The organism is Streptomyces sp. NPDC048018, assembly GCF_043202995.1.
Classification (GTDB): Bacteria; Actinomycetota; Actinomycetes; order Streptomycetales; family Streptomycetaceae; genus Streptomyces.
This window is the reverse complement of sequence record NZ_JBIDBK010000002.1, coordinates 276,927-299,532: the sequence shown is the minus strand read 5'-3', so window position 1 is coordinate 299,532 and position 22,606 is coordinate 276,927. Positions and strand designations below refer to the sequence as shown.

The window sequence follows — 22,606 nt, the reverse complement described above, 5'->3', positions numbered from 1 at the left end:
TTTGCCGTCGGCTCGTCAGTTGTGGCCGAAACGCTTCTGCCGGCCCTTGCGGGCCATGTCGCCAGGCGTGACCTGGCTCATGCGCTGCTCGGACTGGGCCTCCATCGACGAGCGCTCGGCCTGCTGCTGGCCGCGCTCGGCCGGCGAGGTGCGCTGCTGCTGACTGCGATCCTGCTTGCGGTTCTTCGCCATGGTGGTGATGCCTCCTCAAGGGGGGTGGGGCCAGGGCCGCTGCCAGACTCACATACGCCAAGAAACGCCGCATTTTGGATCATTACGGAGGGTGAGCGGTATCGTGGCGTGAGATCCGCCACGCCGATGATCCAGTTCCGGACGTCAACCCCATCCGGGTCGGGCAGACTCGGAGGAACCCGGAGCACTTCCGATCCCGAGGTTCCCGAAGAGCGACCCGAAAGAGGGTGGAACACGTGGACCGATGCGTCGTCCTGGTGGACGCCGGCTATCTGCTGGGCGCCGCCGCCAGCCTCCTCGCCGGGGAACCGGCCCGCTCACGGATCACCGTCGACCACGCCGCGCTGATCCAGCAGCTGCGCGAACGCGCCGAGGCCGACACCCGGCTGCCGCTGCTGCGGATCTACTGGTTCGACGGCGCGCCCGACCGGGTGCCGCAGCCCGAACACCGCAGGCTGCGGGTCATGCCCCGGGTCACCGTCCGGCTCGGCGCCCTGACCCGCAGCGACGGCCGCTGGGCCCAGAAGGGCGTCGACGCGGCCATGCACACCGAGCTCACCGAGCTCGCCCGGAACCGCGCCTGCTCCGACATCGTGCTCGTCACCGGCGACGGCGACCTGCTGCCCGGCCTCATGTCCGCCAAGGAGCACGGCGTCGCCGTGCACCTCTGGGCCGTCCAGGCCGCCGACGGCGACTACAACCAGTCCGAGGACCTCGTCGCCGAGGCCGACGAACGCAGCGTCCTCGACCGGGCCTGGATCACCCGCGCGGTGCGCGCCAAGGACCTCACGGGACTGTGCGCCCCGCCGCCCGCGCCGCGCCCCGAGATCGCCGCCATCCTGTCCGCGCCGCTGCCCGAGTCCGCGCTCGCCGCCTCCGCCGAACGGGCCGCCGCCTCGGCCGCGGCCGCCGCGCACAACAGCGCCTCCGGCTCCGCCGGCGTGGCCTCCGCCGACGCGGCCCGGTCGGGCGGGCGCACCGGGGAGCCCGCCGGCGGCGCAGGTGCTCCCGCGTCCGCCGGGAGCCGCGGCGTGCCCACCCCCAAGGACCTCGCCGGGCTGCGCGCCCCGGCCTCCGCCCCGCCCCCCACCGGCGCCACCCTGCGCTGGTCCTCCGACAAGGGCTGGATCGACCGCCCGCCGGCCGCGCTCGGCGAGCCCGCCGAGACCGCCTCGCTGCCCACCCTCGCCCAGCTCACCAGCGCCGAGCAGCGCTGGGCCGACCGCGAGGAGGACATCACCACCGTCGGCGGCGATCCCTACGAGGTCGGCCAGGTCTTCGCCCGGCGCTGGCTCGACCGGCTCCCGGAGGCCGGCCACGTTCCCCAGCTCGCCACCATGTACCCGCGCATCCCGCACCGCATCGACGGCGAACTGCTCCGCTACGCGGCCCGCTTCGGCCTGCTCGCCCACAAGGACGACCAGATCGACGAGCACGACCGCTATGCGATCCGGGCCGGATTCTGGCGCGAGATCGACGTCCACGCCGCCGTCCAACACGCCCCCGCGCCCGAGGATGCCCGCGGGACCCCGTAGGCTCATACCTCGTGAGTACGGTGTGCGCGGTGCGGGATCTGGTCAAGACGTACCCCGCCACACGCGGCAGACGCGGAGCACCCGCGACCCCCGAGGTACGGGCCACCGACGGGATCAGCCTCGATGTGCGCGGCGGCGAGATCTTCGGCCTGCTCGGCCCCAACGGCGCCGGCAAGTCCACCCTGGTCCGCCAGCTGACCGGACTCATGCGCCCCGACTCCGGCAGCGTCCTGATGCTCGGCCACGACCTGGTGCGCCACCCCGAGCGCGCCTCCCGGCTGCTCGCCTACCTCGGCCAGGAGTCCACCGCCCTCGACGAGCTGACCGTCGCCCTCGCCGCCGAGACCACCGGGCGGCTGCGCGGTCTCGGCACCCGTGAGGCCCGCGCCGCACGGGACGCCGTCCTCGGCGAACTCGGCCTCGGCGAGATCGCCGGCCGGCCGCTGAAGAAGCTCTCCGGCGGGCAGCGCCGGCTCGCCTGCGTCGCCGCCGCCCTGGTCGGCGAGCGGCCCGTACTCGTCCTCGACGAGCCCACCACCGGCATGGACCCCGTGGCCCGCCGCGCCGTGTGGGCCGCCGTCGACCGGCGGCGCGCCGAGCACGGCGTCACCGTGCTGCTCGTCACCCACAACGTCATCGAGGCCGAGACCGTCCTCGACCGGGTCGCCGTCATCGACCGCGGCCGCGTGATCGCCTGCGACACGCCCGCCGGGCTCAAGCAGCGCGTCGCGGGGGAGGTGCGGGTCGAACTCGTCTGGCGCGAGCGGGCCCCGCTGGAGGTCCCCGAGGTGGCCGCGCTGCGCCCCTCCGCCCAGGAGAGCGGACGCCGCTGGGTGCTCCGGCTGGCACCCGACGAGGCCCGGGCGGCGGTCGCCGCGGTGACCGGCGGAGCGGCCTTCGCGGCCCTGGACGACTTCACCCTGGCGACGCCGAGCCTGGAGGACGTCTACCTGGCGCTCGGCGGCGAGTCGCGGGGGCTGGTGAAAGCATGACGTACGACGTGACGTGCGAGGTGACGTACGACGTGAGCGACGAGTCGACCGTCAGGAGCTGGACGAGTTGAGCACCCTGCCCGCCGAGGCCCTGACGGCCGACGTCCCCGTCGGCCTGGACCGGGACACCGAGCACGCGGCCGGTGCCGCGCCGCTCGCCCCGCGCGCCCGGCTGCTGCCCGCGCTCGGCGCGGTCTACACGGCGCAGCTCAGCCGTGCCCGGGTCGCCCGCATCCCGCTGCTCTTCGTCGCGACCTTCCAGTCGATCGGGATCATGGTCCTGATGCGGGGCGTCGTGGACGGCGGTGCCGAGGCACGGGCCGTGGTGGCCGGCTCCGCCGTGCTCGTCGTCGCCTTCGTCGCGCTCAACCTGCTCGCCCAGTACTTCGGGCAGCTGCGGGCGGGCGGCGGGCTCGACCACTACGCGACCCTGCCGGTTCCGCCGGCGGCGGTGGTGCTCGGTGCGGCCGGCGCGTACGCCTCCTTCACCGTGCCCGGTACCGTGGTCACCGCCGTCGCCGGTTCCGTGCTCTTCGGGCTGCCGCTCACCCATCTGTGGATCCTCGTGGCGGTCGTCCCGCTGTCCGGGGCCGCGCTGGCCGGGCTCGGCGCCGCCCTCGGGCTGCTCGCGCCGCGCCAGGAGCTGGCCACCCTGCTCGGACAGCTGGGCATGTCGGCGGCCCTGCTGCTCGGCGTGCTGCCGGCCGAACGGCTGCCCGGCCCGATCGGCTGGGCGCGGGACCTGCTGCCCTCCACCTACGGAGTCGAGGCCCTGGCCCGTACCTTCGACGCACACCCCGACTGGACGGCGGTCGCGCTCGACCTCGCGGTGTGCGGCGCGGTGGGCGTCGTGTCGCTCGCGGTGGCCACCTGGGCGTACCGGAGGGCGGCGGTCCGCTGAGGCGCCCGTCCGGCCCCGGTCCGCTGAGGCGGCACACAGCCACACCTGGCACGATGGCGTCGTGACCGCACCTCTGACTCCGCCGCATCAGCCCCCGCACGACGCCTGGCCCGCGCCCTACCCGGCGCAGCCCGAGCCGGACGGCGTTCCCAGCACGGCCACCGAGCTGCGGCAGGCCGCCGTGGTGGCGTCCGTCTCCGCGGTCGCCGGCGCCCTGCTCGGACTGCTGTGGCTGTGGCTCGCGCCCCGGGTCCAGCTGGTCTCGGACGGCAAGGCGGTCTTCCTCAAGGACGGCGAGGGGGAGTCGGCGATCGGCATGGACGGCACCTTCGTGCTGCTCGCCCTCGGCTTCGGCGCGCTGGCCGCCGCCCTGGTCTTCCTGATCCACCGGCACGGCGGCATCGCCCTGGTCCTGGGCCTCGCCCTCGGCGGCGTGCTCGGCTCCCTGCTCGCCTGGGGAACGGGCGTCTGGCTCGGGCCCGAGCGCGACGTGGTCGCCCACGCCAAGCGGGTCGGCCCCGAGGTCTTCTTCGAGGCGCCGCTCGAACTCAACATGGCGGCGGCGGCGATGCTGGCCTGGCCGATCGCCGCGATGATCGTCCACCTCGCCCTGACGGCGCTCTTCGGTCCGCGGGACCCGGAGCCCGACGACGGCCCCTGGCCGCCGATGCCGGGCGGCACGCAGGGCTGAGGCGCGCGGCCCCGGGGCGCTCCGGGGCGCGGGCCCCGCTCCCAGGCCCGGGGCGCGGGGCCGGGCCCTCCCGCCCCGGTCGCGCAAGCCCGCCGAGCGGCGGGCGCACGCATGGCGTGGGCCCCGGCCGGGAACCCGGCCGTCGCTCAGGCGCGCCCGATCGGTGCCACGACCGCCGCGGTGAGGGCCGCCAGGTCCGCGGGGGAGAGCTCCACCTCCAGGCCGCGGCGGCCCGCCGAGATGCAGATGGTGGCGTGCCCCGAGGCCGAGGAGTCCAGGACGGTCCGCAGCCGCCTGCGCTGGCCCAGCGGCGAGATGCCGCCGCGGACGTAGCCGGTGGTCCGCTCGGCCGCCGCCGGATCCGCCATCGCCGCCTTCTTGCCGCCGACCGCCGAGGCGAGCGCCTTCAGGTCGAGCTGACCGGCCACCGGGACCACGGCCACCGTCAGCTCGCCGTCCACGTCCGCGACCAGCGTCTTGAACACCCGGTCGGGGGAGACGCCCAGGGCCTCCGCCGCCTCCTCGCCGTACGACGGGCTCGCCGGGTCGTGCTCGTACGCGTGCAGCGTGTACGGCGCGCCCGCGGCCGTCAGCGCCACCGTCGCCGGCGTGCCGCCGCCGCCCCCGCCGTTCTTCTTCTGCTTCTTCGCCACGGAGGGCTCTCCTCGGTCGGGACTTCGCTCAGTTCGGGCTGGTCGGGGCGCGGGTCAGGTCCACCATCGGGAGCGACGGCAGGTGGCGCAGGACCGCCGTCTCCGAGCGGAGCAGCGTCAGCTCCTCGCGCAGCCGGGTCGCCGTGTCCGGTGCCTGCAGCAGCCGCTGCTTGGCCGGGGTGTCGAGCACCGCGGCGGCGGCGACCAGGTAGGAGACGACCGAGGGGTCGTCGGGCAGTTCACTGGTGGTCAGCGAACGCTCGCGGGCTCCCGCGAGACGCTTCTGGTACGAGCGGAAGGCCCGCAGCACGCCCTCGGCGAGCGTTCCGGCCTCGTCGCCCTGCTCCTCCGGGATCTCCTCGATCTCGGCGGTCAGATACGGGCCGCTCGCGTCGACCGAGAGCAGCTTCACCCGGGTCGTGCCGGTGGCCATCACCTCGAAGCCGCCGTCCTCGCGCTCCCGGATCGACGCCGCGTCGGCCACACAGCCGACCCGGTGGAAGGCCTGGATCGGGTCGGGGCCGAAACCGGCCGCCGGACCCTTCTCGGGCAGCGCCGTCTGGTCCGGCAGGCCCTGCGCGGTCGGCGCGACCTCGCGGCCGTCACGGATCGCCACGACGGCGAAGCGCCGCGGCTCGGAGTCGTCCGTCGTGAGCAGCTCGCGCATCATGGCGCGATAACGCTCCTCGAAGACGTTCAGGGGCAGCACGAGGCCCGGGAACAGCACCGTGTTGAGCGGAAAGAGAGGCAGACGGGCGGTGGTCACAGCGGTCAAGCGTAATGGCCGCCGGGACCGCCCCGGCCGGGCCGTCCCCCGTCGTCCGTCCGGTCCGTTCCGGAGGCGATCGCGGCACCCGGCGCGGCCCCGCGCAGCGGAGTGCGCCGCGCCACCTCGCGCACGGTCGCCGCCCGCGCCTCCAGGAAGCCCCGCAGCGGGTCCTCGGAGACCAGCGCCCAGGGGAACGTGGTGGCCTGCGGGCCGATCCGCCCGAACTCCGCGAGGGCGTCCCGCGGGCGGTCCCGCTCCACCAGGACGTGCACCAGAAGGTTCCGTACCTCGGCGGGCCACAGGTCGCCCGCCGGGTACTCCGCCGACAGCGCGAGCGCCCGGTCGAGCGCGGCGTCGATCCGGTGCCCGCTCACCCCGTGCCCCGGTCCGGGCCCGGCGAGCAGCTGCGCGAAGGCCGCTCGCACCGGGAGCGCCTGGACCAGCGAGCCGGGCAGCGCGTCCTCGGCGGCCTGCTCGGCGAAGTCGAAGCACTCGCGGTGCGAGCCGTACCACTGGGCCGACAGGTACTTGAGCGCGGCGACATGGCTGCCGTAGTGGTGCGGGGCCCGGCGCACGGCCTGCTCCCACAGCGACTCGAAGGCCGTGTGCCCGGCGTGGGTGCCGCGCGCGTGGTCCAGGGCGAGCCGCCAGGGCACCGGGTCGCGCGGCGCCGCCTCGGCCGCCGCCTGGATCAACGGTCCCAGCTCGCGCAGCCGCTCGGCCCTGGCCGGAGACCCCCAGGCCCGGCGGACCGCGAGCTGCGCCTTGACGAGCAGGGCGTCCGGGTCGCGCGGCGCCACCGCCAGCCAGTGCTCCAGCCAGCCGTCCCGGCTGTAGGCGAAGGCGCTCAGCCGGGACACGTAGCGGTCCCGGTCCTCCCACTCGGCGGCGTCCCGGGTGGTGGCGAGGAGTTTGGCGGCCGGCTCGGGGTCGGCGAGCGCGGCGGCGACGAGGGCCGGCGCCATCCGCGCGTCGGGCGCGTCGAGCAGCACGTCGTCGTCCGGCGCGAGCCCGGCGGTGAGCCGGGGGGCGTGCCGGACCATGCGGGTGGTGCCGATCAGGGCGCGGAGCAGTGACATGGTGCGAAACATTGAAAACCGCAGGTGAGGGCCGCGCCAGTGGCGGACTGTGAAGCTTTGGTAGCGGCGGGAAGGTTGTGCTGACAGGGGTCAAGACAGCGTAAAGAAAGGGGCGGAGCGGTGCGCACACGCCCCCGTCCCTTCACCCCGTCCGCCCCCGGACGCGCCCTCGACACGCCCGGGCCGGCGCGCTCGACCGGCCCCCGGTGCGCCGCCGACACACCGAACGGAAGACCCGACCGACCGCGCAGGAACGCCCGCCGAGCCGAGCCGAGCCCGCCGGATCGGCCGCCGCCGCGACACGCCCACCGCCCTGGACCCCGCCCCCTCCGTGCCGCCCGCCGCCGCGACACGCCCACCGCCCTGGACCCCGCCCCCTCCGTGCCGCCCGCCGCCGCGACACGCCCACCGCCCTGGACCCCGCCCCCTCCCTGCCGCCCCGCCCGCCGCCGCGACACGCCGAACCGCCTCGCCCGGGCCCGGCCGGCCGGCGGGGCCGGGGTCAGCCCCGGCGCAGCATGCGTGAGGCCCCCGCCGCCACCGTCGTCGCGAGCACCCAGCCGAGGAGGATCAGGGCCGTCGACGCCCACTGCCAGAAGCCCTCCAGGCGCCAGAAGCCCACCTGGCCCAGGTCGATCACCGGCAGCAGCAGGTCGAGCGCGTACAGCGTGGCGTTCCAGTGCGGCGCCTCGTCCGGTTTGAGCGGCACCGCGTCGTAGTGCGAGAAGGCCAGCGTGCCCGCCGCCCACAGGACCGCCATCCACAGCGCCGCCCGGCCGGGCCGGTAGCCGTAGGCCACGGTCCAGTCCTGGAGGTAGCCCCACAGCTTGCCCGCCACCGGCAGGGTCTCCCGGCGGCGCCGCTGCTTGGCCAGCAGGACCTCCCGGGCGTCCGCGTCCTCGCCGCTGCTGCGCAGCACCGTCGCCAGCCGCTCGTACGGCTCCGGCGCGTACTCCGGGGTGGCCGCCGCGACCCACTCCAGGCGCCGGGCCAGCGGGAAGTGCCCGTACGGCACGAGGTTCTCGTAGACGAAGCCGCCCATCGCGAGGCCGCCCGGGCCGGGCCAGCTGCTCGACAGGTCGATCAGGGTCACGACCTTCGCCCCGTTGAGCACCACCCGGCCCTCCTCGGGGCGCTCCCCGTTGAACCGCAGCTCCGGGGTCACGATCCGGCGCAGCGACAGCTCGTCCCGGCGCGAGCCGTCGAGCAGGAAGCGGGCGTAGTGCAGGTCCACCGAGTCGCCGAACCGCCCGTCGTCGAGCCGCACCCCGCCGTGGCACTCGACCGGCTTGCGGCGCGCGCCCTGGGCCGGCGTCACCCCGTACGGCGGGGTGGCCGTGGACCGGCCCGAGGTCTCGTACACCCAGGCGGCGTTCAGATAGAGCGTGCGCTCCACCGTCAGCTGAGGGGCGTTCAGCGCGCGCCGCTGCTGGGCGCCGCGCAGCACGCTGCCCCGCAGACTGAGCGACACGCCGACCTTCGCGCCGCGCAGGCTCAGCTCCCCGTACGTCTCGATCAGCTCGGCCTGCAGGTCCTGGGCCACCACCAGGCCGTCCGCCGTGATCGCCCGGCCGCGCCGGTCCGGCCACACCCGGATCTGGTTGATCAGCAGGTCCGTGCCGATCTGCGCGTCCGTCAGCCGGATGCCGCGCTCCACCCGGCAGCGCGGCAGGTGCAGGTCGCCCGCCGTGTGCAGCCGCGCCGCCTCCAGCCGGGGTATCGCGCACTCGACCATCCGCAGCGTGCCGAAGTGGGCCTCGGGCAGCACCACCTCCCCGTCGAAGCGGCAGCCGTTCAGCTCCATGTACGGCCCTATCGAGCCGCCCGCGAGATTGAGCACGCCGGTGATCCGCACCCCGCGCAGCTTCAGCGCCGCGACCCGCCCGGACCGGGCCGGCGGCCCGTCGAGCAGCAGCAGCGCGACGACCTCCGCCCGCACGCTGCGCTCCTCGCCCCACTCCACGTGCACGGCGAACGGATCGTCCCGCTCGGCGACCCCCTCCCTCAGATCACAGCTCCCGCCGACCCGGAACGCCCGCCACATCACCCGCTCGGGCCCGGTCAGGCCCTCCGGCATCCCGTCGTCCTCGCGCGGCTCGGTCACTGCCGCCCCCTCGCTTCCCACGATTCCGTTCCCGGATTCGTACAGCCGTTCTTCCCGCTGAGTGACGGACTGAACGCTAACGGTCAGGAGTGGCGACAAGACGCCAGAGTGGCCCGTATCAGCCAGTGATACGGACGACAGGCGTTCGTGGGCGTCTGCGAGAATTGACCCGTGATCTCTCGAATCGATCTGCGCGGCGACGCCCTCCCCGAGGGTTCCGCCCTGCGCGACCTGCTGCCCCGTGCCGAGTTCGACGTGGAAGCCGCCCTGGAGACGGTGCGGCCGATCTGCGAGGACGTCCGGCATCATGGCGCCGCAGCGGTGATCGACTACGGGGAGAAGTTCGACGGCGTGCGCGTCCCGGGCCTGCGGGTCCCGGCCGAGGCGATCGCCCGCGCCCTCGACGAGCTCGACCCGGCCGTCCGCGCCGCCCTCGAGGAGTCCATCCGCCGGACCCGCCTGGTCCACCGCGACCAGCGCCGCACCACCCACACCACCCAGGTCGTGCCCGGCGGCACGGTCACCGAGAAGTGGATCCCCGTCGAGCGCGTCGGCCTCTACGTGCCGGGCGGCCGCTCCGTCTACCCGTCCTCCGTCGTGATGAACGTCGTCCCGGCCCAGGAGGCCGGCGTCGAAGGGGTGGCCGTGGCCTCCCCGCCGCAGAAGGAGTTCGGCGGCCTGCCGCACCCCACCATCCTCGCCGCCTGCGCCCTGCTGGGCGTCGACGAGGTGTACGCGGCCGGCGGCGCCCAGGCCATCGCCATGTTCGCGTACGGCACCGAGGGCGCCGACGGCGCGCCCGGCTGCGCCCCCGTCAACCTGGTCACCGGCCCCGGCAACATCTACGTCGCCGCCGCCAAGCGCCTCCTCAAGGGCCGCATCGGCATCGACGCCGAGGCCGGCCCGACCGAGATCGCGATCCTCGCGGACTCCACCGCCGACCCCGTGCACGTCGCCGCCGACCTGATCAGCCAGGCCGAGCACGACCCCATGGCCGCCTCCGTCCTCGTCACGGACTCCGAGGAGCTCGCCGAGGCCACCGAGGCCGAGCTGAAGACCCAGGTCGCCGCCTCCAAGCACGTCGACGACCGGATCGTCCCCGCGCTGGCCGGCAGGCAGTCCGCGATCGTCCTCGTGCGCGACCTGGCCGACGGCCTCAAGGTCGTCGACGCCTACGGCGCCGAGCACCTGGAGATCCAGACCGCGGACGCCGCCGCCCTCGCCGACCGGGTCCGCAACGCGGGCGCGGTCTTCGTCGGCGCCTGGGCGCCGGTCTCCCTCGGCGACTACTGCGCCGGCTCCAACCACGTGCTGCCCACCGGCGGCTGCGCCTGCCACTCCTCCGGCCTGTCCGTGCAGTCCTTCCTGCGCGGCGTGCACATCGTGGACTACACGCGCGACGCGCTCGCCGAGGTGGCCCACCACGTGGTCACCCTCGCCGAGGCGGAGGACCTGCCCGCGCACGGCGCCGCGATCAAGGCCCGGTTCGGCTGGAAGGTGCCCGAGAGCAAGTGAGCGACACGAACGACACCATCGGGATCGACGACCTTCCGATCCGCGACGAGCTGAAGGGCAAGTCCCCGTACGGCGCGCCGCAGCTCGACGTGCCCGTCCAGCTGAACACCAACGAGAACCCGTACCCGCTGCCGGAGCCCCTGGTGGCCCGGATCGCGGAGCGGGTCGCCGAGGCCGCCAGGGGGCTCAACCGCTACCCCGACCGGGACGCGGTCGAGCTGCGCACCGAGCTGGCCCGCTATCTCACCCGTACGGCCGGGCATCCGGTCGCCCGCGAGAACGTCTGGGCCGCCAACGGCTCCAACGAGGTCCTCCAGCAGCTGCTGCAGACCTTCGGCGGGCCCGGCCGCACCGCGATCGGCTTCGAGCCCTCGTACTCGATGCACGCCCTGATCGCCCGCGGCACCGGCACCGGCTGGATCTCCGGCCCGCGCGGCGAGGACTTCACCATCGACCTCGCGGCGGCCGAGCAGGCCGTCGCCGAGCACGCGCCGGACGTCGTCTTCGTCACCTCGCCCAACAACCCCACGGGAACGGCGGTCGAGGCGGAGACGGTCCTCGCGCTGTACGAGGCCGCCCAGGCCGCCAAGCCCTCGCTGGTGGTCGTGGACGAGGCGTACGTGGAGTTCAGCCACCGGGACTCGCTGCTGCCCCTCATCGAGGGACGCCCGAACCTGGTGGTCTCCCGGACCATGTCCAAGGCCTTCGGCGCCGCCGGACTGCGCCTGGGATATCTGGCCGCCCACCCCGCCGTGGTCGACGCCGTCCAGCTGGTGAGACTGCCGTATCACCTTTCGGCCGTCACCCAGGCCACCGCGCTGGCCGCCCTGGAGCACACCGACACCCTCCTCGGGTACGTCGAGCAGCTCAAGGCCGAGCGCGACCGCCTGGTCGACGAGCTGCGGGCCCTCGGCTACGAGGTCACCGAGTCCGACGCCAACTTCGTCCAGTTCGGGCACTTCGGCGGAGCCGAGGGCTCCCACGAGGCCTGGCAGAAGATCCTCGACCGGGGCGTCCTGGTCCGGGACAACGGCGTACCGGGCTGGCTGCGGGTCACCGCCGGCACCCCCGAAGAGAACGACGCGTTCCTCGACGCGGTTCGTGAGCTGAAGAAGGAGCAGAACGCATGAGCCGCGTAGGCCGCGTTGAGCGCACCACCAAGGAGACCTCCGTCGTCGTCGAGATCGACCTCGACGGCACCGGAAAGGTCGACGTGTCGACCGGGGTCGGCTTCTACGACCACATGCTCGACCAGCTCGGCCGGCACGGTCTGTTCGACCTGACCGTGAAGACCGACGGCGACCTCCACATCGACTCGCACCACACCATCGAGGACACCGCCCTCGCCCTCGGCGCCGCCTTCAAGCAGGCGCTCGGCGACAAGGTCGGCATCTACCGCTTCGGCAACTGCACCGTCCCGCTGGACGAGTCGCTCGCCCAGGTCACCGTCGACCTCTCCGGCCGCCCCTACCTGGTGCACACCGAGCCGGAGAACATGGCGCCGATGATCGGCTCCTACGACACCACGATGACCCGGCACATCCTGGAGTCCTTCGTCGCCCAGGCGCAGATCGCGCTGCACGTGCACGTCCCGTACGGGCGCAACGCGCACCACATCGTCGAGTGCCAGTTCAAGGCGCTCGCCCGGGCCCTGCGCTACGCCTCCGAGCGCGACCCGCGCGCCGAAGGCATCCTCCCCTCGACGAAGGGCGCCCTCTAACCGTGAACGGCCTCAACACCGTCCTCATCGTCGTCGGGCTCTTCCTCCTCGGCGGCATCTACTCCTTCGTCAAGCAGCAGATGCCCAAGGGCCTCATCGTGCTGCTGTCCATCGGTGCCGTGATGTGCCTCTCGGCCGGCATCCTGCGACTGGACGTGTGGTCATGACGGCGGCCGCTCCCAAGAAGGTCGTCGTCTTCGACTACGGCTTCGGCAACGTGCGCTCCGCCGAGCGTGCCCTCGCCCGGGTCGGCGCCGACGTGGAGATCACCCGCGACTACGACCGCGCCATGAACGCCGACGGGCTCCTCGTCCCCGGCGTCGGCGCCTTCTCCGCCTGCATGCAGGGCCTCAAGGAGGCCCGCGGCGAGTGGATCGTCGGCCGCCGGCTCGCCGGCGGGCGGCCCGTCATGGGCATCTGCGTCGGCATGCAGATCCTCTTCGCCCGCGGCATCGAGCACGGCGTCGAGACCGACGGCCTCGACGAGTGGCCCGGCACGGTCGAGCCGCTCGACGCCCCGGTCGTGCCCCACATGGGCTGGAACACCGTCGACGCGCCCGCCGACAGCGAGCTGTTCGCGGGCCTGGACGCCGACGCCCGGTTCTACTTCGTGCACTCCTACGCGGTGCGCGCATGGGACCTGGAGGTCGGCAACCCCAACATCCGCGCCCCGAAGGTCACCTGGGCCACCCACGGCGAACCCTTCGTCGCGGCCGTCGAGAACGGCGCGCTCTGGGCGACCCAGTTCCACCCCGAGAAGTCCGGCGACGCCGGCGCCCAGCTCCTCACCAACTGGATCGGAACCCTGTGACCACGTCGACCCTCGAACTCCTCCCCGCCGTCGACGTCCGCGACGGCCAGGCGGTCCGCCTCGTCCACGGCGAGTCGGGCACCGAGACCTCCTACGGCTCCCCGCTGGAAGCCGCCCTCGCCTGGCAGCGCTCCGGCGCCGAGTGGCTCCACCTCGTCGACCTGGACGCCGCCTTCGGCACCGGCGACAACCGTGCCCTGGTCGCGGAGGTGACCGCGGCCATGGACATCAAGGTCGAGCTGTCCGGCGGCATCCGCGACGACGCCACGCTGGCCGCGGCCCTCGCCACCGGCTGCACCCGGGTCAATCTGGGCACCGCCGCCCTGGAGACCCCCGAGTGGGTCGCCAAGGTCATCGCCGAGCACGGCGACCGGATCGCCGTCGGCCTGGACGTCCGCGGCACCACCCTGCGCGGCCGCGGCTGGACCCGCGACGGCGGCGACCTGTACGAGACGCTCGCCCGCCTCGACGCCGAGGGCTGTGCGCGCTACGTCGTCACCGACATCGCCAAGGACGGCACCCTGCAGGGCCCCAACCTGGAGCTGCTGCGGAACGTCTGCGCCGCGACCGACCGGCCGGTCGTCGCCTCCGGCGGCGTGTCCTCCGTCGACGACCTGCGGGCCCTGGCCGGCCTCGTCCCGCTCGGCGTCGAGGGTGCGATCGTCGGCAAGGCGCTCTACGCGAAGGCCTTCACCCTGGAAGAGGCCCTGGAGGCGGTGGCGTCCGTATGACCGGATCCCCCGACCGCTCCGTCCGCAAGGTGGTGACGGGCGCTCCCTGGGAGGAGCTGTTCGGCTACTCGCGCGCGGTGGAGCTGCCCAACGGCACCGTCCTCGTGGCCGGCTGCACCTCGGTCGTCGACGGCGCCATCGCCGACGGCGGCCCGTACGAGCAGACCGTCAACTCCTTCGACGTGGCCTTCGGCGCCCTCAGGAAACTGGGTCTCGGCCCCGAGGACGTCGTCCGGACCCGCATGTACATCACCCACGCGCGGGACGTGGAGGAGGTCGGCCGGGCCCACAAGGAGCTGTTCGACGCCGTCCGTCCGGCCGCTTCGATGATCATCGTGTCCGGCTTCGTCGACCCGCGCCTCGTGGTCGAGGTCGAGGTCGAGGCGTACCGCCCGGGCGGCGAGAGGGAGGGATCCTGATGGGTCTTGCCGTACGCGTGATCCCCTGCCTGGACGTGGACAACGGCCGGGTCGTCAAGGGGGTCAACTTCCAGAACCTGCGCGACGCGGGCGACCCCGTCGAGATGGCGAAGCTCTACGACGCCGAGGGCGCCGACGAGCTGACCTTCCTCGACATCACCGCCTCCTCCGGCAACCGGGAGACCACCTACGACGTGGTGCGCCGCACCGCCGAGCAGGTCTTCATCCCGCTGACCGTGGGCGGCGGCGTGCGCTCGGCGGAGGACGTCGACAAGCTGCTGCGGGCCGGCGCCGACAAGGTGGGCGTGAACACGGCCGCCATCGCCCGGCCCGAGCTGATCCAGGAGATCGCGGAGCGCTTCGGACGCCAGGTGCTCGTCCTGTCGGTGGACGCCCGGCGCACCCCGTCGGGCTCCTTCGAGGTGACGACCCACGGCGGCCGCCAGGGCACCGGCATCGACGCCGTCGAGTGGGCGCACCGGGCCGCCGAACTGGGCGCCGGGGAGATCCTGCTCAACTCGATGGACGCCGACGGCACCAAGGACGGCTACGACACCGAGATGATCGCGGCCGTGCGCAAGCACGTGACCGTGCCGGTGATCGCCTCCGGCGGCGCCGGCAAGCTGTCCGACTTCCCGCCGGCGGTCGAGGCCGGCGCGGACGCGGTGCTCGCGGCCTCCGTCTTCCACTTCGGCGATCTGCGGATCGGCGAGGTCAAGCAGACGCTGCGGGACGCCGGCCACGAGGTCCGCTGACCCGGCAGACCCGAGGCGGACTCCGAGCCGAAGGCCCCCGCTCCGGCGGGGGCCTTCGCGTTTCCCGTATGCGCAGGATTATTTGTGCAAATCTTATTGCGCAAGTTTTCTTTCGCATCTACGGTCCTGGCATGACCTCGCAGGAGAACCGCCGGATCACCGACCTCGGCACGCTCAAGGCCATCGCGCACCCGCTGCGGATGCGCCTCTACCGCGCCCTCTTCGTGGCCCGCACCGCCACCGCCTCCCAGCTCGCCGAACAGGTCGACGAGGCCGTCTCCCTCGTCAGCTACCACCTGCGCAAGCTCGCCGAGCACGGCCTGATCGAGGAGGCCGAGGCCGGGTCCGCGGACGGCCGCGAGCGCTGGTGGCAGCCCAGCTCGTACGGCTTCACCATCCGCGAGGAGGACATCCGCGACGCCCCCGAGCTCGTCGCCGCGAGCGACGCCCTCGGCCGCACCCTCAACGAACAGCGCGCCGCCCTGCACCAGCGCTTCCTCGACGAGCGGCTCACCTGGTCCGACGCCTGGCGCGCCGCCGTCGTCAGCTCCGAGTGGCTGCCCCGCTTCACCGCCGCCGAACTCGCCGCCCTCGGCGAGGAACTGGACGCCGTCCTGCGGAAGCACGACCAGCAGGCCCGCGCCGCCGAGGCCGCCGGCGACACCGAAGGCCGCGAGAACGTCGCCGTCCACCTCCACGCCTTCCCCTACCGCGGCTGACGCGGTGACCACGACCGCGGCCCCCGCCGCCGCTCCCACCCGGCCCGCCCACCGCGACCCCGACGTGCTGCGCTGGGTCGGCGCCTACACCGCCTCCACCCTCGGCGACAGCGTCTACTACCTCGCCCTGTCCTGGGCCGCCGTCAGCAGCGGCACCCCCGCCCAGGCCGGACTCGTCATGGCCGTCAGCGCCGTGCCCCGCGCGCTGCTCCTGCTCGCCGGGGGAGTGGTCGCCGACCGCCTCGGCCCCCGCCGTGTCGTCATCGGCTCCGACACCGTCCGGGCCCTGGTCGTGCTCGGCCTCGCGGCCACCCTGTTCCTCGCCTCGCCCGGACTGTGGCTGCTCGCCGTCGTCGGCGTGGTCTTCGGCATCGTCGACGCCCTGTTCCTGCCCGCCGTGGGCGCCCTGCCGCCCCGGATCGCCCCGCACGACCAGCTCGCCCGGGTCCAAGGCCTGCGCGGCCTCGCGCACCGCTGCGGTGCCGTCCTCGGCGCCCCGCTCGGCGGCCTCGCGGTCGCTCTCGGCGGGCCCACCGCCGCCTTCGGGGCCGCCGGACTGCTCTTCGCCCTCTCCGTCCCGCTCCTCGCCGCGCTCCGGCTCGGCCCGCCGCCCGCCACCGACGGGGCGGGCGGCGGCACGGCCCTGAGCGACCTCGCCGACGGGCTGCGCTATCTGCGCGGCCACCGCGTGCTCGGCCCGCTCATGGTCATCGTGCTCCTCAGCGACCTCGGCTTCGTCGGCCCGCTCAACGTCGGCCTCGCCGTCCTGGCCGAGCAGCGCGGCTGGGGCGCCTCCGGCATGGGCTGGATCCTCGCCGGCTTCGGCACCGGCGCGGGCGCCGCCTCGCTGCTGCTCGCCGTGCGGGGGCGGGTCCCGCACGCCGGAGCCGTCAGCGGCTGGACCATGCTTCTCGGCGCCGGCTCGATCGGCGCCCTCGCCTTCACCACCGGCCTGCCCGTCGCGGTCGGCGTCGGCCTGTCCATCGGTCTGCTCGCCGGACTCTCGGGCGCGCTGTGCAACGCCCTCGTCCAGACCCACTGCGACCCCGCGTACCTCGGCCGGGTCTCCGCCGTGTCCGGCCTGTGCTCGCTCGGCCTCGCCCCGCTCAGCTTCCCCCTCACCGGCGCCGCGATCGCGATGTGGGGCACCGGCCCGGTGTACGCGGTGAGCGCGGCCGTCTGCGCCCTCTCGGGTGTCTACGGGCTGCTCGTGCCGGCCGTACGGAAGGCCGAGCTGCCCGGCACGGCCTGACGGTGCGGGGCGCAGGCCGGCACCAGCGGCCGGGCGAGGGCCCGGCCGCCCTCAGATGCCCAGCTGCCTCGTCGTGTGCAGCCGCTCCACGGCCTCCGGCTCGCCGTCCAGGTCCACCTTGGCCGCGTCCTGCCGCCCGAACAGGAACATGGTCAGTTCGCCCGGTTCCCCGGACGCCGTCACCACCGGGGTGCCGCGGCGCGCCACCGCCGTCTGGCCGTTCGGCCGGCGGAGCACCAGCCCCACCGGCACCTTCCGGCCCAGCAGCCGGGCCGACTTCTCCAGCCGCGTCCACAGGGCGTCCGCGAACACCGGGTCCAGCTCGCGCGGTGACCAGTCGGGCTGGGCCCGCCGCACGTCCTCGGCGTGGACGTAGAACTCGACGGTGTTCGCGCCCTCGTCCACCTGCTTGATCGTGAACGGGGACAGCTTCGGCGGCCCCGTACGGATGAGCTGGACCAGCTCCTCGTACGGCTTCTCCGTGAACTCCGCCTGCACCCGGTCGAGGCGCGCCTTCAGCGCCGGCACCGGCACCACGGCGCCGGCCGCCGCGTCCGGCCGGCGCTCCCGCACCACCACGTGCGCCGCCAGGTCCCGGGTCAGCCACCCCTCGCAGAGGGTCGGGGCGTCCGGACCGGCCGCCTCCAACAGGTCCGCGAGCAGGAGGCGTTCACGCTTCGCATGGGTCGACATGAGCGCCAGCGTACGGCGGCGGGCGCCGCTCCGCCCAGGGGACGCACCGCCCGCAGGTCCACCGGCCGGGCGCACCGGTCCGCCCAGTGGACGCGCGACCGGGCGACACCGCCGGTCACGGCACAATGGCGCCATGAGCAGCACGCCCCGGACCCCCAGCGCCCTCGACCCGGCCATCGCCGCCCGCCTCAAGCGCAGCGAGGACGGTCTGGTCCCCGCCATCGCCCAGCAGTACGACACCGGCGAGGTGCTCATGCTCGGCTGGATGGACGACGAGGCGCTCCACCGCACCCTCACCACCGGCCGCTGCACCTACTGGTCCCGCAGCCGCCGGGAGTACTGGGTCAAGGGCGACACCTCCGGCCACGTCCAGCACGTCCGGTCCGTCGCCCTCGACTGCGACGCCGACACGCTGCTCGTGAAGGTCGACCAGGTCGGCGCCGCCTGCCACACCGGGGCCCGCACCTGCTTCGACGCCGACGTCCTCCTCGCGGCCGAGTAGGGTCTGGCGCCATGGATCTCGAGACCTTCCGCAAGCTGGCGGCCGACCGCCGCGTCATCCCCGTCAGCCGCAGGCTCCTCGCGGACGGCGACACCCCGGTCGGGCTCTACCGCAAGCTCGCCGCCGAACGCCCCGGCACCTTCCTCCTCGAATCCGCGGAGAACGGGCGCAGCTGGTCCCGCTACTCCTTCATCGGCGTGCGCAGCGACGCCACCCTGACGGTGCGCGACGGCCAGGCCCACTGGCTCGGCACCCCGCCGGTCGGCGTCCCCGTCGACGGCGACCCGCTCGCGGCCCTGCGCGCCACCGTCGAGACCCTGCACACCCCGCGCGACCTCGCCTCCGGCATGCCCCCCTTCACCGGCGGCATGGTCGGCTACCTGGGCTACGACATCGTCCGCCGCCTGGAGCGCATCGGCGAGCACGGCGGCGACGACCTGCGGCTGCCCGAGCTCACCATGCTGCTCACCAGCGACCTCGCCGTCCTCGACCACTGGGACGGCTCGGTGCTCCTGATCGCCAACGCGATCAACCACAACGACCTGGAGACCGGCATCGACGAGGCGTACGCGCACGCCGTCGCCCGCCTCGACGCGATGGAGGCCGATCTGGCCCGCCCCGTCGAGACCGTGCCCGTCGCCCTGCCGGCCTCCGAGCTGCCCGAGTTCTCCGCCCTCTGGGGCGGCGCGGCCTACCAGGACGCCGTCGAGGACATCAAGGAGCGCATCCGGGCCGGCGAGGCCTTCCAGGTCGTGCCCTCGCAGCGCTTCGAGACCCCCTGCGGCGCCTCCGCCCTCGACGTCTACCGGGTGCTGCGGGCGACCAACCCGTCCCCGTACATGTACCTCTTCCGCTTCGAGAACGGCTTCGACGTCGTCGGCTCCTCGCCCGAGGCGCTGGTCAAGGTCGGGGACGGGCACGCGATGCTCCACCCCATCGCCGGCACCCGGCACCGGGGCGCCACCCCGCAGGAGGACCACGACCTCGCCGAGGAACTGCTCGCCGACCCCAAGGAGCGCGCCGAGCACCTCATGCTCGTCGACCTGGGCCGCAACGACCTCGGCCGGGTCTGCGAACCGGGCTCCGTCGAGGTCGTCGACTTCATGTCGATCGAGCGCTATTCGCACGTCATGCACATCGTCTCCACCGTGACCGGCAAGGTCGCCGAGGGACGGACGGCGTTCGACGTCCTCACCGCCTGCTTCCCGGCCGGCACCCTCTCCGGCGCGCCGAAGCCGCGCGCGATGCAGATCATCGAGGAACTGGAGCCCTCGCGCCGCGGCCTGTACGGCGGCTGTGTCGGCTACCTCGACTTCGCGGGCGACTCCGACACCGCCATCGCCATCCGCACCGCCCTGCTGCGCGACGGCACCGCGTACGTGCAGGCCGGAGCGGGTGTCGTCGCCGACTCCGACCCGGTCGCCGAGGACAACGAGTGCCGCAACAAGGCCGCCGCCGTCCTCCGGGCCGTCCACACCGCCAACCGGATGACCCGCGCGGCCGGGCGTTGACGGCGCCGGTGTGACCGAAGGCATGACACGACCGGATGAACGGTTCCCGAGCCGGTAGGGGATAGTGGGGTACGTGAGTGCTGTACCCGTACCCCAGCCCCGAGCCGCCCGAACGGGCGGCGCCGCCCCCTCCGGCGCCCGCCGCAGTCTCGCTGCGGCGCTGCTGCTCGGCGCCCTCGGAGCCACCGTCGTACTGCTCTCCGCCGGCCAGATCTGGGCCGAGGGCACCGCGGCCGTCGGCGGCGGCACCGTACCCGTCGAGGCGAACGGCGGCGCCGTCACCGGCGTGCCGACCGCGCTCGCGATCGTCGGCCTCGCCGCCCTGGTCGCCGTCTTCGCCGTCCGCCGCGCCGGCCGCACCATGGTCGCCGCGCTGCTCGCCCTGAGCGGCGCGGGAGCGGCCCTGGCCGCCGTCCTCGGCGCGTCCGACAGCGCCGCCCTGGACGCCGAGGCCGCCCGCGTCAGCGGCAACACCGCCGCGGTCGTCGGCGGCCTCAGCCACACCGTCTGGCCCTACGTGACCGCTGCCGGCGCCGTCCTCATCCTGGCCGCCGGGCTCTTCGCGCTCCGCTTCGGCAAGTCCTGGCCGGCCATGGGCGGACGCTACGAGCGCTCCGGCGCGCCCCGCGCCGCGCGGCGCCCCGCGGCCACCGACCCCGACCGCCCCGAGGACCTCTGGAAGGCCCTCGACCGCGGCGAGGACCCGACCCACGGCGGCTGAGCCGCGCCGCGGCCCGGTGCGACGCGTGATCGTTCGGGCACCCCGATGCATCACGGCGCCCGCATGTGCGGAAGAATGAGGCGTCACCACCGAGCAACACCAACGAGGAGCAACTCATGGCGGGCAGCGCCCACGGACACACCCCGGCCGCCTGGACCGGTGTCATCATCTCCTTCATCGGCTTCTGCATCGCCGGAGTCTTCATGGTGGCGGCGAACGTGCCCGGCTTCTGGGCCGGCATCGGCGTCATCCTCCTCGGCGGTGTGGTCGGCGGCGCGATGAAGGTCGCCGGCATGGGCATGCCGAAGGAGTCGGCCGCCGTCGTGGCCGCTCGCGAGGCCGCCACGGCGACCGCCCTCGAGAAGGCCCACGCCTGATCCCTCCGCTTCACCCCGAAGGCGCAGCCCGGCACGACCGGGCTGCGCCTTCGCGTGCGAACGGCGAGAATCACCGCGTGGACGACAAGGCGACGGCGGCAGCCGTGAGGGAAGCGGGCGCGGCGGCGCCGACGGGCCCAGGGGACGAACAGGACACCTCGCACGCGCCCGGAACGCCCGGGGCCCCGGGGGCGTCCGGAGCGCCGCGGGGGCCGGAGGCCGCACCCGGGGCCCCGTGGGCCGCAGCCCCGCCCGCGGGCGGTGCCTGGGGCCCGCCGGCGCCCGCGCCCGGCCCGCCGCGCCCGCGCGCGCTGTGGCTGCTCGCCCCGCTCGGCACGCTGGCCGGGGTCGCCGCCGCCTTCGCGTACGTCGGGAACGTCGACCCCAACGAACCCGGTCACTACCCGGTCTGCCCGCTCCTCCGCTTCACCGGCGTCTTCTGCCCCGGCTGCGGCGGTCTGCGCAGTGCCCACGCCGTCGCGCACGGTGACCTCGGCGCCGCCCTCGGCTTCAACGCGGTGGCCGTCGCCGGCTACGCGGTCTTCGCCGTCGTCATGGTCCTGTGGCTGGTTCGCGCCTTCCGCGGGCGGCCGATGCGGCTCGCGGTCTCCCCGGCCTGGTGGTGGGGGATCGGCGCCGTTCTGGCCCTTTTCACCCTCGTACGCAACCTCCCTTTCGGCTCCGCGCTCGCCCCCTGAAGTCCCACGAAGTGGGACGCGACTCCCGCCGATGCGATTCCAGGGGTCACCTGCGGATACCATCGACGTGGCTGAACAAGACCGTCACCGTCCCGGAAGGGGGCCTCTCGCGTGAGTGTGCTCGACGAGATCATCGAAGGCGTGCGCGCCGACCTCGCAGAGCGGCAGGCGCGGGTCTCCCTCGAGGAGCTCAAGGAGCGTGCCGCCAAGGCGCCGCAGGCCAAGGACGGCGTCGCCGCACTGCGCGGCGACGGCGTCAAGGTGATCTGCGAAGTCAAGCGCTCCAGCCCCTCCAAGGGCGCGCTCGCCGCCATCGCCGACCCGGCCGGCCTCGCCGCCGACTACGAGGCGGGCGGCGCCGCCGTCATCTCCGTCCTGACCGAGCAGCGCCGCTTCGGCGGTTCGCTCGCCGACCTGGAGGCCGTGCGCGCCCGGGTCGACATCCCGGTCCTGCGCAAGGACTTCATCGTCACGGCGTACCAGCTCTGGGAGGCCCGGGCCTACGGCGCCGACCTCGCGCTGCTCATCGTCGCGGCGCTGGAGCAGGAGGCCCTCGTCTCCCTCATCGAGCGCGCCGAGTCCATCGGGCTCACCCCGCTCGTCGAGGTCCACGACGAGGAGGAGGTCGAGCGGGCCGTCGACGCGGGCGCCCGGATCATCGGCGTCAACGCGCGCAATCTGAAGACCCTCAAGGTCGACCGCTCCACCTTCGACCGCGTCGCCCCGGAGATCCCGGCCCACATCGTGAAGGTCGCCGAGTCCGGTGTCCGCGGCCCGCACGACCTGATCGCGTACGCCAACGGCGGCGCCGACGCGGTCCTGGTCGGCGAGTCCCTGGTCACCGGCCGCGACCCGAAGGCCGCCGTCGCCGACCTGGTCGCCGCCGGCGCCCACCCGGCCCTGCGCCACGGCCGGAGCTGATCCGGTCATGACCCTCCGCCACGACACGCCGCCGTACGTCCCGGGCCTCACCGCCCGGGGCGTGGCCGGTGTGCCGTCGGCGGTCGGCGCGGTGCCCGGGCGCCGCACCCTGCTCCGTACGGCCTCCGTACCGGCCCACGCCCCGCTGGCCCGCGGCTGCCGCCCCCGTGGCTGCCGTGCGCCGGCGCGCCGTGTGCACGGGCGGCGGGTGCGCTACGTGATCGGCGACGAGCCCGGTCAGGTCAACGGGATGCGATGGCGCCCGCGCCTCGCGCGCACTTCCCCGTACGACACCTAGCCACCACCGCGCCCCCATGGGCCGGCTCGGCCCCGCTGTCCGCGCTT

The 22,606-nt window shown here is 74.4% G+C and carries 27 protein-coding genes; 21 read left to right on the top strand and 6 right to left on the bottom strand.

Annotated features, from left to right (window positions below; genetic code table 11):
• Positions 1-15: 15 nt before the first annotated feature.
• Positions 16-192: a hypothetical protein gene (locus tag ACGF1Z_RS07210; RefSeq protein ID WP_376629422.1), complete on the bottom strand. Its 177-nt coding sequence runs from the start codon at positions 190-192 to the stop codon at positions 16-18.
• A gap of 227 nt (positions 193-419) precedes the next feature.
• On the opposite strand from ACGF1Z_RS07210, the gene ACGF1Z_RS07205 reads away from it, so the two are divergent.
• From ACGF1Z_RS07205 to ACGF1Z_RS07190, 4 genes are all read left to right on the top strand, one after another.
• On the top strand, positions 420-1,727 hold the full coding sequence (locus ACGF1Z_RS07205; RefSeq protein ID WP_393000884.1) for an NYN domain-containing protein: 1,308 nt from the start codon (positions 420-422) through the stop codon (positions 1,725-1,727).
• A 20-nt stretch (positions 1,728-1,747) separates the two neighbouring features.
• On the top strand, positions 1,748-2,719 hold the full coding sequence (locus ACGF1Z_RS07200) for an ABC transporter ATP-binding protein (RefSeq protein ID WP_393002413.1): 972 nt from the start codon (positions 1,748-1,750) through the stop codon (positions 2,717-2,719).
• 67 nt (positions 2,720-2,786) lie between these two features.
• Positions 2,787-3,620, top strand: coding sequence for an ABC transporter permease (locus ACGF1Z_RS07195; RefSeq protein WP_393000882.1), 834 nt, complete (start codon positions 2,787-2,789; stop codon positions 3,618-3,620).
• Positions 3,621-3,681: 61 nt separating this feature from the next.
• Complete coding sequence (locus tag ACGF1Z_RS07190; protein ID WP_393000880.1) at positions 3,682-4,311, top strand: DUF2567 domain-containing protein; 630 nt, start codon at positions 3,682-3,684, stop codon at positions 4,309-4,311.
• 146 nt (positions 4,312-4,457) lie between these two features.
• On the opposite strand, the gene ybaK is transcribed toward ACGF1Z_RS07190, so the two are convergent.
• The 4 genes from ybaK to ACGF1Z_RS07170 all read right to left on the bottom strand — a co-directional run bounded on the left by ybaK (position 4,458) and on the right by ACGF1Z_RS07170 (position 8,916).
• Positions 4,458-4,964 (bottom strand): Cys-tRNA(Pro) deacylase, encoded by a 507-nt coding sequence (gene ybaK, locus ACGF1Z_RS07185; RefSeq protein WP_393000878.1) that lies wholly within the window; start codon positions 4,962-4,964, stop codon positions 4,458-4,460.
• 28 nt (positions 4,965-4,992) lie between these two features.
• Entirely contained in the window at positions 4,993-5,730 is a 738-nt protein-coding gene (locus tag ACGF1Z_RS07180; protein WP_393000876.1) for an LON peptidase substrate-binding domain-containing protein, read from the bottom strand.
• A 5-nt stretch (positions 5,731-5,735) separates the two neighbouring features.
• On the bottom strand, positions 5,736-6,824 hold the full coding sequence (locus ACGF1Z_RS07175; protein WP_393000874.1) for a hypothetical protein: 1,089 nt from the start codon (positions 6,822-6,824) through the stop codon (positions 5,736-5,738).
• A gap of 490 nt (positions 6,825-7,314) precedes the next feature.
• Positions 7,315-8,916: an oxidoreductase gene (locus ACGF1Z_RS07170; protein ID WP_393000872.1), complete on the bottom strand. Its 1,602-nt coding sequence runs from the start codon at positions 8,914-8,916 to the stop codon at positions 7,315-7,317.
• Positions 8,917-9,087: 171 nt separating this feature from the next.
• On the opposite strand from ACGF1Z_RS07170, the gene hisD reads away from it, so the two are divergent.
• From hisD to ACGF1Z_RS07120, 10 genes are all read left to right on the top strand, one after another.
• Entirely contained in the window at positions 9,088-10,431 is a 1,344-nt protein-coding gene (gene hisD / locus ACGF1Z_RS07165; RefSeq protein ID WP_393000870.1) for a histidinol dehydrogenase, read from the top strand.
• Positions 10,428-11,561, top strand: coding sequence for a histidinol-phosphate transaminase (locus ACGF1Z_RS07160; protein WP_393000868.1), 1,134 nt, complete (start codon positions 10,428-10,430; stop codon positions 11,559-11,561). The genes hisD and ACGF1Z_RS07160 overlap by 4 nt, the downstream gene beginning before the upstream one ends.
• A complete protein-coding gene (gene hisB, locus ACGF1Z_RS07155) occupies positions 11,558-12,151 on the top strand; it encodes an imidazoleglycerol-phosphate dehydratase HisB (RefSeq protein ID WP_393000866.1) in 594 nt (197 codons plus the stop codon). Before ACGF1Z_RS07160 ends, hisB begins: the two co-directional genes overlap by 4 nt.
• 2 nt (positions 12,152-12,153) lie before the next feature.
• The gene (locus tag ACGF1Z_RS07150; protein WP_393000864.1) at positions 12,154-12,318 is read left to right on the top strand and encodes a hypothetical protein; all 165 of its coding nucleotides are present in this window, start codon (positions 12,154-12,156) and stop codon (positions 12,316-12,318) included.
• Positions 12,315-12,962, top strand: a complete 648-nt coding sequence (gene hisH / locus ACGF1Z_RS07145) for an imidazole glycerol phosphate synthase subunit HisH (protein WP_393000862.1) — start codon at positions 12,315-12,317, stop codon at positions 12,960-12,962. Before ACGF1Z_RS07150 ends, hisH begins: the two co-directional genes overlap by 4 nt.
• The gene (priA, locus tag ACGF1Z_RS07140) at positions 12,959-13,693 is read left to right on the top strand and encodes a bifunctional 1-(5-phosphoribosyl)-5-((5-phosphoribosylamino)methylideneamino)imidazole-4-carboxamide isomerase/phosphoribosylanthranilate isomerase PriA (RefSeq protein ID WP_393000860.1); all 735 of its coding nucleotides are present in this window, start codon (positions 12,959-12,961) and stop codon (positions 13,691-13,693) included. Before hisH ends, priA begins: the two co-directional genes overlap by 4 nt.
• Complete coding sequence (locus ACGF1Z_RS07135; protein ID WP_393000858.1) at positions 13,690-14,112, top strand: RidA family protein; 423 nt, start codon at positions 13,690-13,692, stop codon at positions 14,110-14,112. Before priA ends, ACGF1Z_RS07135 begins: the two co-directional genes overlap by 4 nt.
• On the top strand, positions 14,112-14,867 hold the full coding sequence (hisF, locus tag ACGF1Z_RS07130) for an imidazole glycerol phosphate synthase subunit HisF (RefSeq protein WP_393000856.1): 756 nt from the start codon (positions 14,112-14,114) through the stop codon (positions 14,865-14,867). Before ACGF1Z_RS07135 ends, hisF begins: the two co-directional genes overlap by 1 nt.
• Before the next feature lie 131 nt (positions 14,868-14,998).
• Positions 14,999-15,586, top strand: a complete 588-nt coding sequence (locus ACGF1Z_RS07125; protein ID WP_393000853.1) for an ArsR/SmtB family transcription factor — start codon at positions 14,999-15,001, stop codon at positions 15,584-15,586.
• Between the two features lie 4 nt (positions 15,587-15,590).
• Positions 15,591-16,838 (top strand): MFS transporter, encoded by a 1,248-nt coding sequence (locus tag ACGF1Z_RS07120; protein ID WP_393000851.1) that lies wholly within the window; start codon positions 15,591-15,593, stop codon positions 16,836-16,838.
• A gap of 51 nt (positions 16,839-16,889) precedes the next feature.
• Here ACGF1Z_RS07120 and ACGF1Z_RS07115 read toward each other — a convergent pair whose 3' ends face one another.
• Positions 16,890-17,531 carry a TIGR03085 family metal-binding protein gene (locus ACGF1Z_RS07115; protein ID WP_393000849.1) on the bottom strand — a complete coding sequence of 214 codons (642 nt, stop codon included), beginning with the start codon at positions 17,529-17,531 and terminating at the stop codon, positions 16,890-16,892.
• A gap of 133 nt (positions 17,532-17,664) precedes the next feature.
• Here ACGF1Z_RS07115 and hisI point away from each other — a divergent pair, with 133 nt between their 5' ends.
• The 7 genes from hisI (at position 17,665) to trpM (ending at position 22,559) form a co-directional block, all read left to right on the top strand.
• A complete protein-coding gene (gene hisI, locus ACGF1Z_RS07110; RefSeq protein WP_393000847.1) occupies positions 17,665-18,033 on the top strand; it encodes a phosphoribosyl-AMP cyclohydrolase in 369 nt (122 codons plus the stop codon).
• An 11-nt stretch (positions 18,034-18,044) separates the two neighbouring features.
• On the top strand, positions 18,045-19,544 hold the full coding sequence (locus ACGF1Z_RS07105; RefSeq protein ID WP_393000845.1) for an anthranilate synthase component I: 1,500 nt from the start codon (positions 18,045-18,047) through the stop codon (positions 19,542-19,544).
• Between the two features lie 64 nt (positions 19,545-19,608).
• Entirely contained in the window at positions 19,609-20,265 is a 657-nt protein-coding gene (locus ACGF1Z_RS07100; protein ID WP_393000843.1) for a TIGR02234 family membrane protein, read from the top strand.
• Positions 20,266-20,381: 116 nt separating this feature from the next.
• Positions 20,382-20,642, top strand: coding sequence for an HGxxPAAW family protein (locus ACGF1Z_RS07095; RefSeq protein ID WP_393000841.1), 261 nt, complete (start codon positions 20,382-20,384; stop codon positions 20,640-20,642).
• Between the two features lie 311 nt (positions 20,643-20,953).
• Positions 20,954-21,340: a DUF2752 domain-containing protein gene (locus tag ACGF1Z_RS07090; RefSeq protein WP_393002411.1), complete on the top strand. Its 387-nt coding sequence runs from the start codon at positions 20,954-20,956 to the stop codon at positions 21,338-21,340.
• Positions 21,341-21,451: 111 nt separating this feature from the next.
• Positions 21,452-22,261 carry an indole-3-glycerol phosphate synthase TrpC gene (gene trpC, locus ACGF1Z_RS07085; protein ID WP_393000839.1) on the top strand — a complete coding sequence of 270 codons (810 nt, stop codon included), beginning with the start codon at positions 21,452-21,454 and terminating at the stop codon, positions 22,259-22,261.
• Between the two features lie 91 nt (positions 22,262-22,352).
• Positions 22,353-22,559, top strand: coding sequence for a tryptophan biosynthesis modulator TrpM (gene trpM, locus ACGF1Z_RS07080; protein WP_376629959.1), 207 nt, complete (start codon positions 22,353-22,355; stop codon positions 22,557-22,559).
• Positions 22,560-22,606 lie beyond the last annotated feature (47 nt).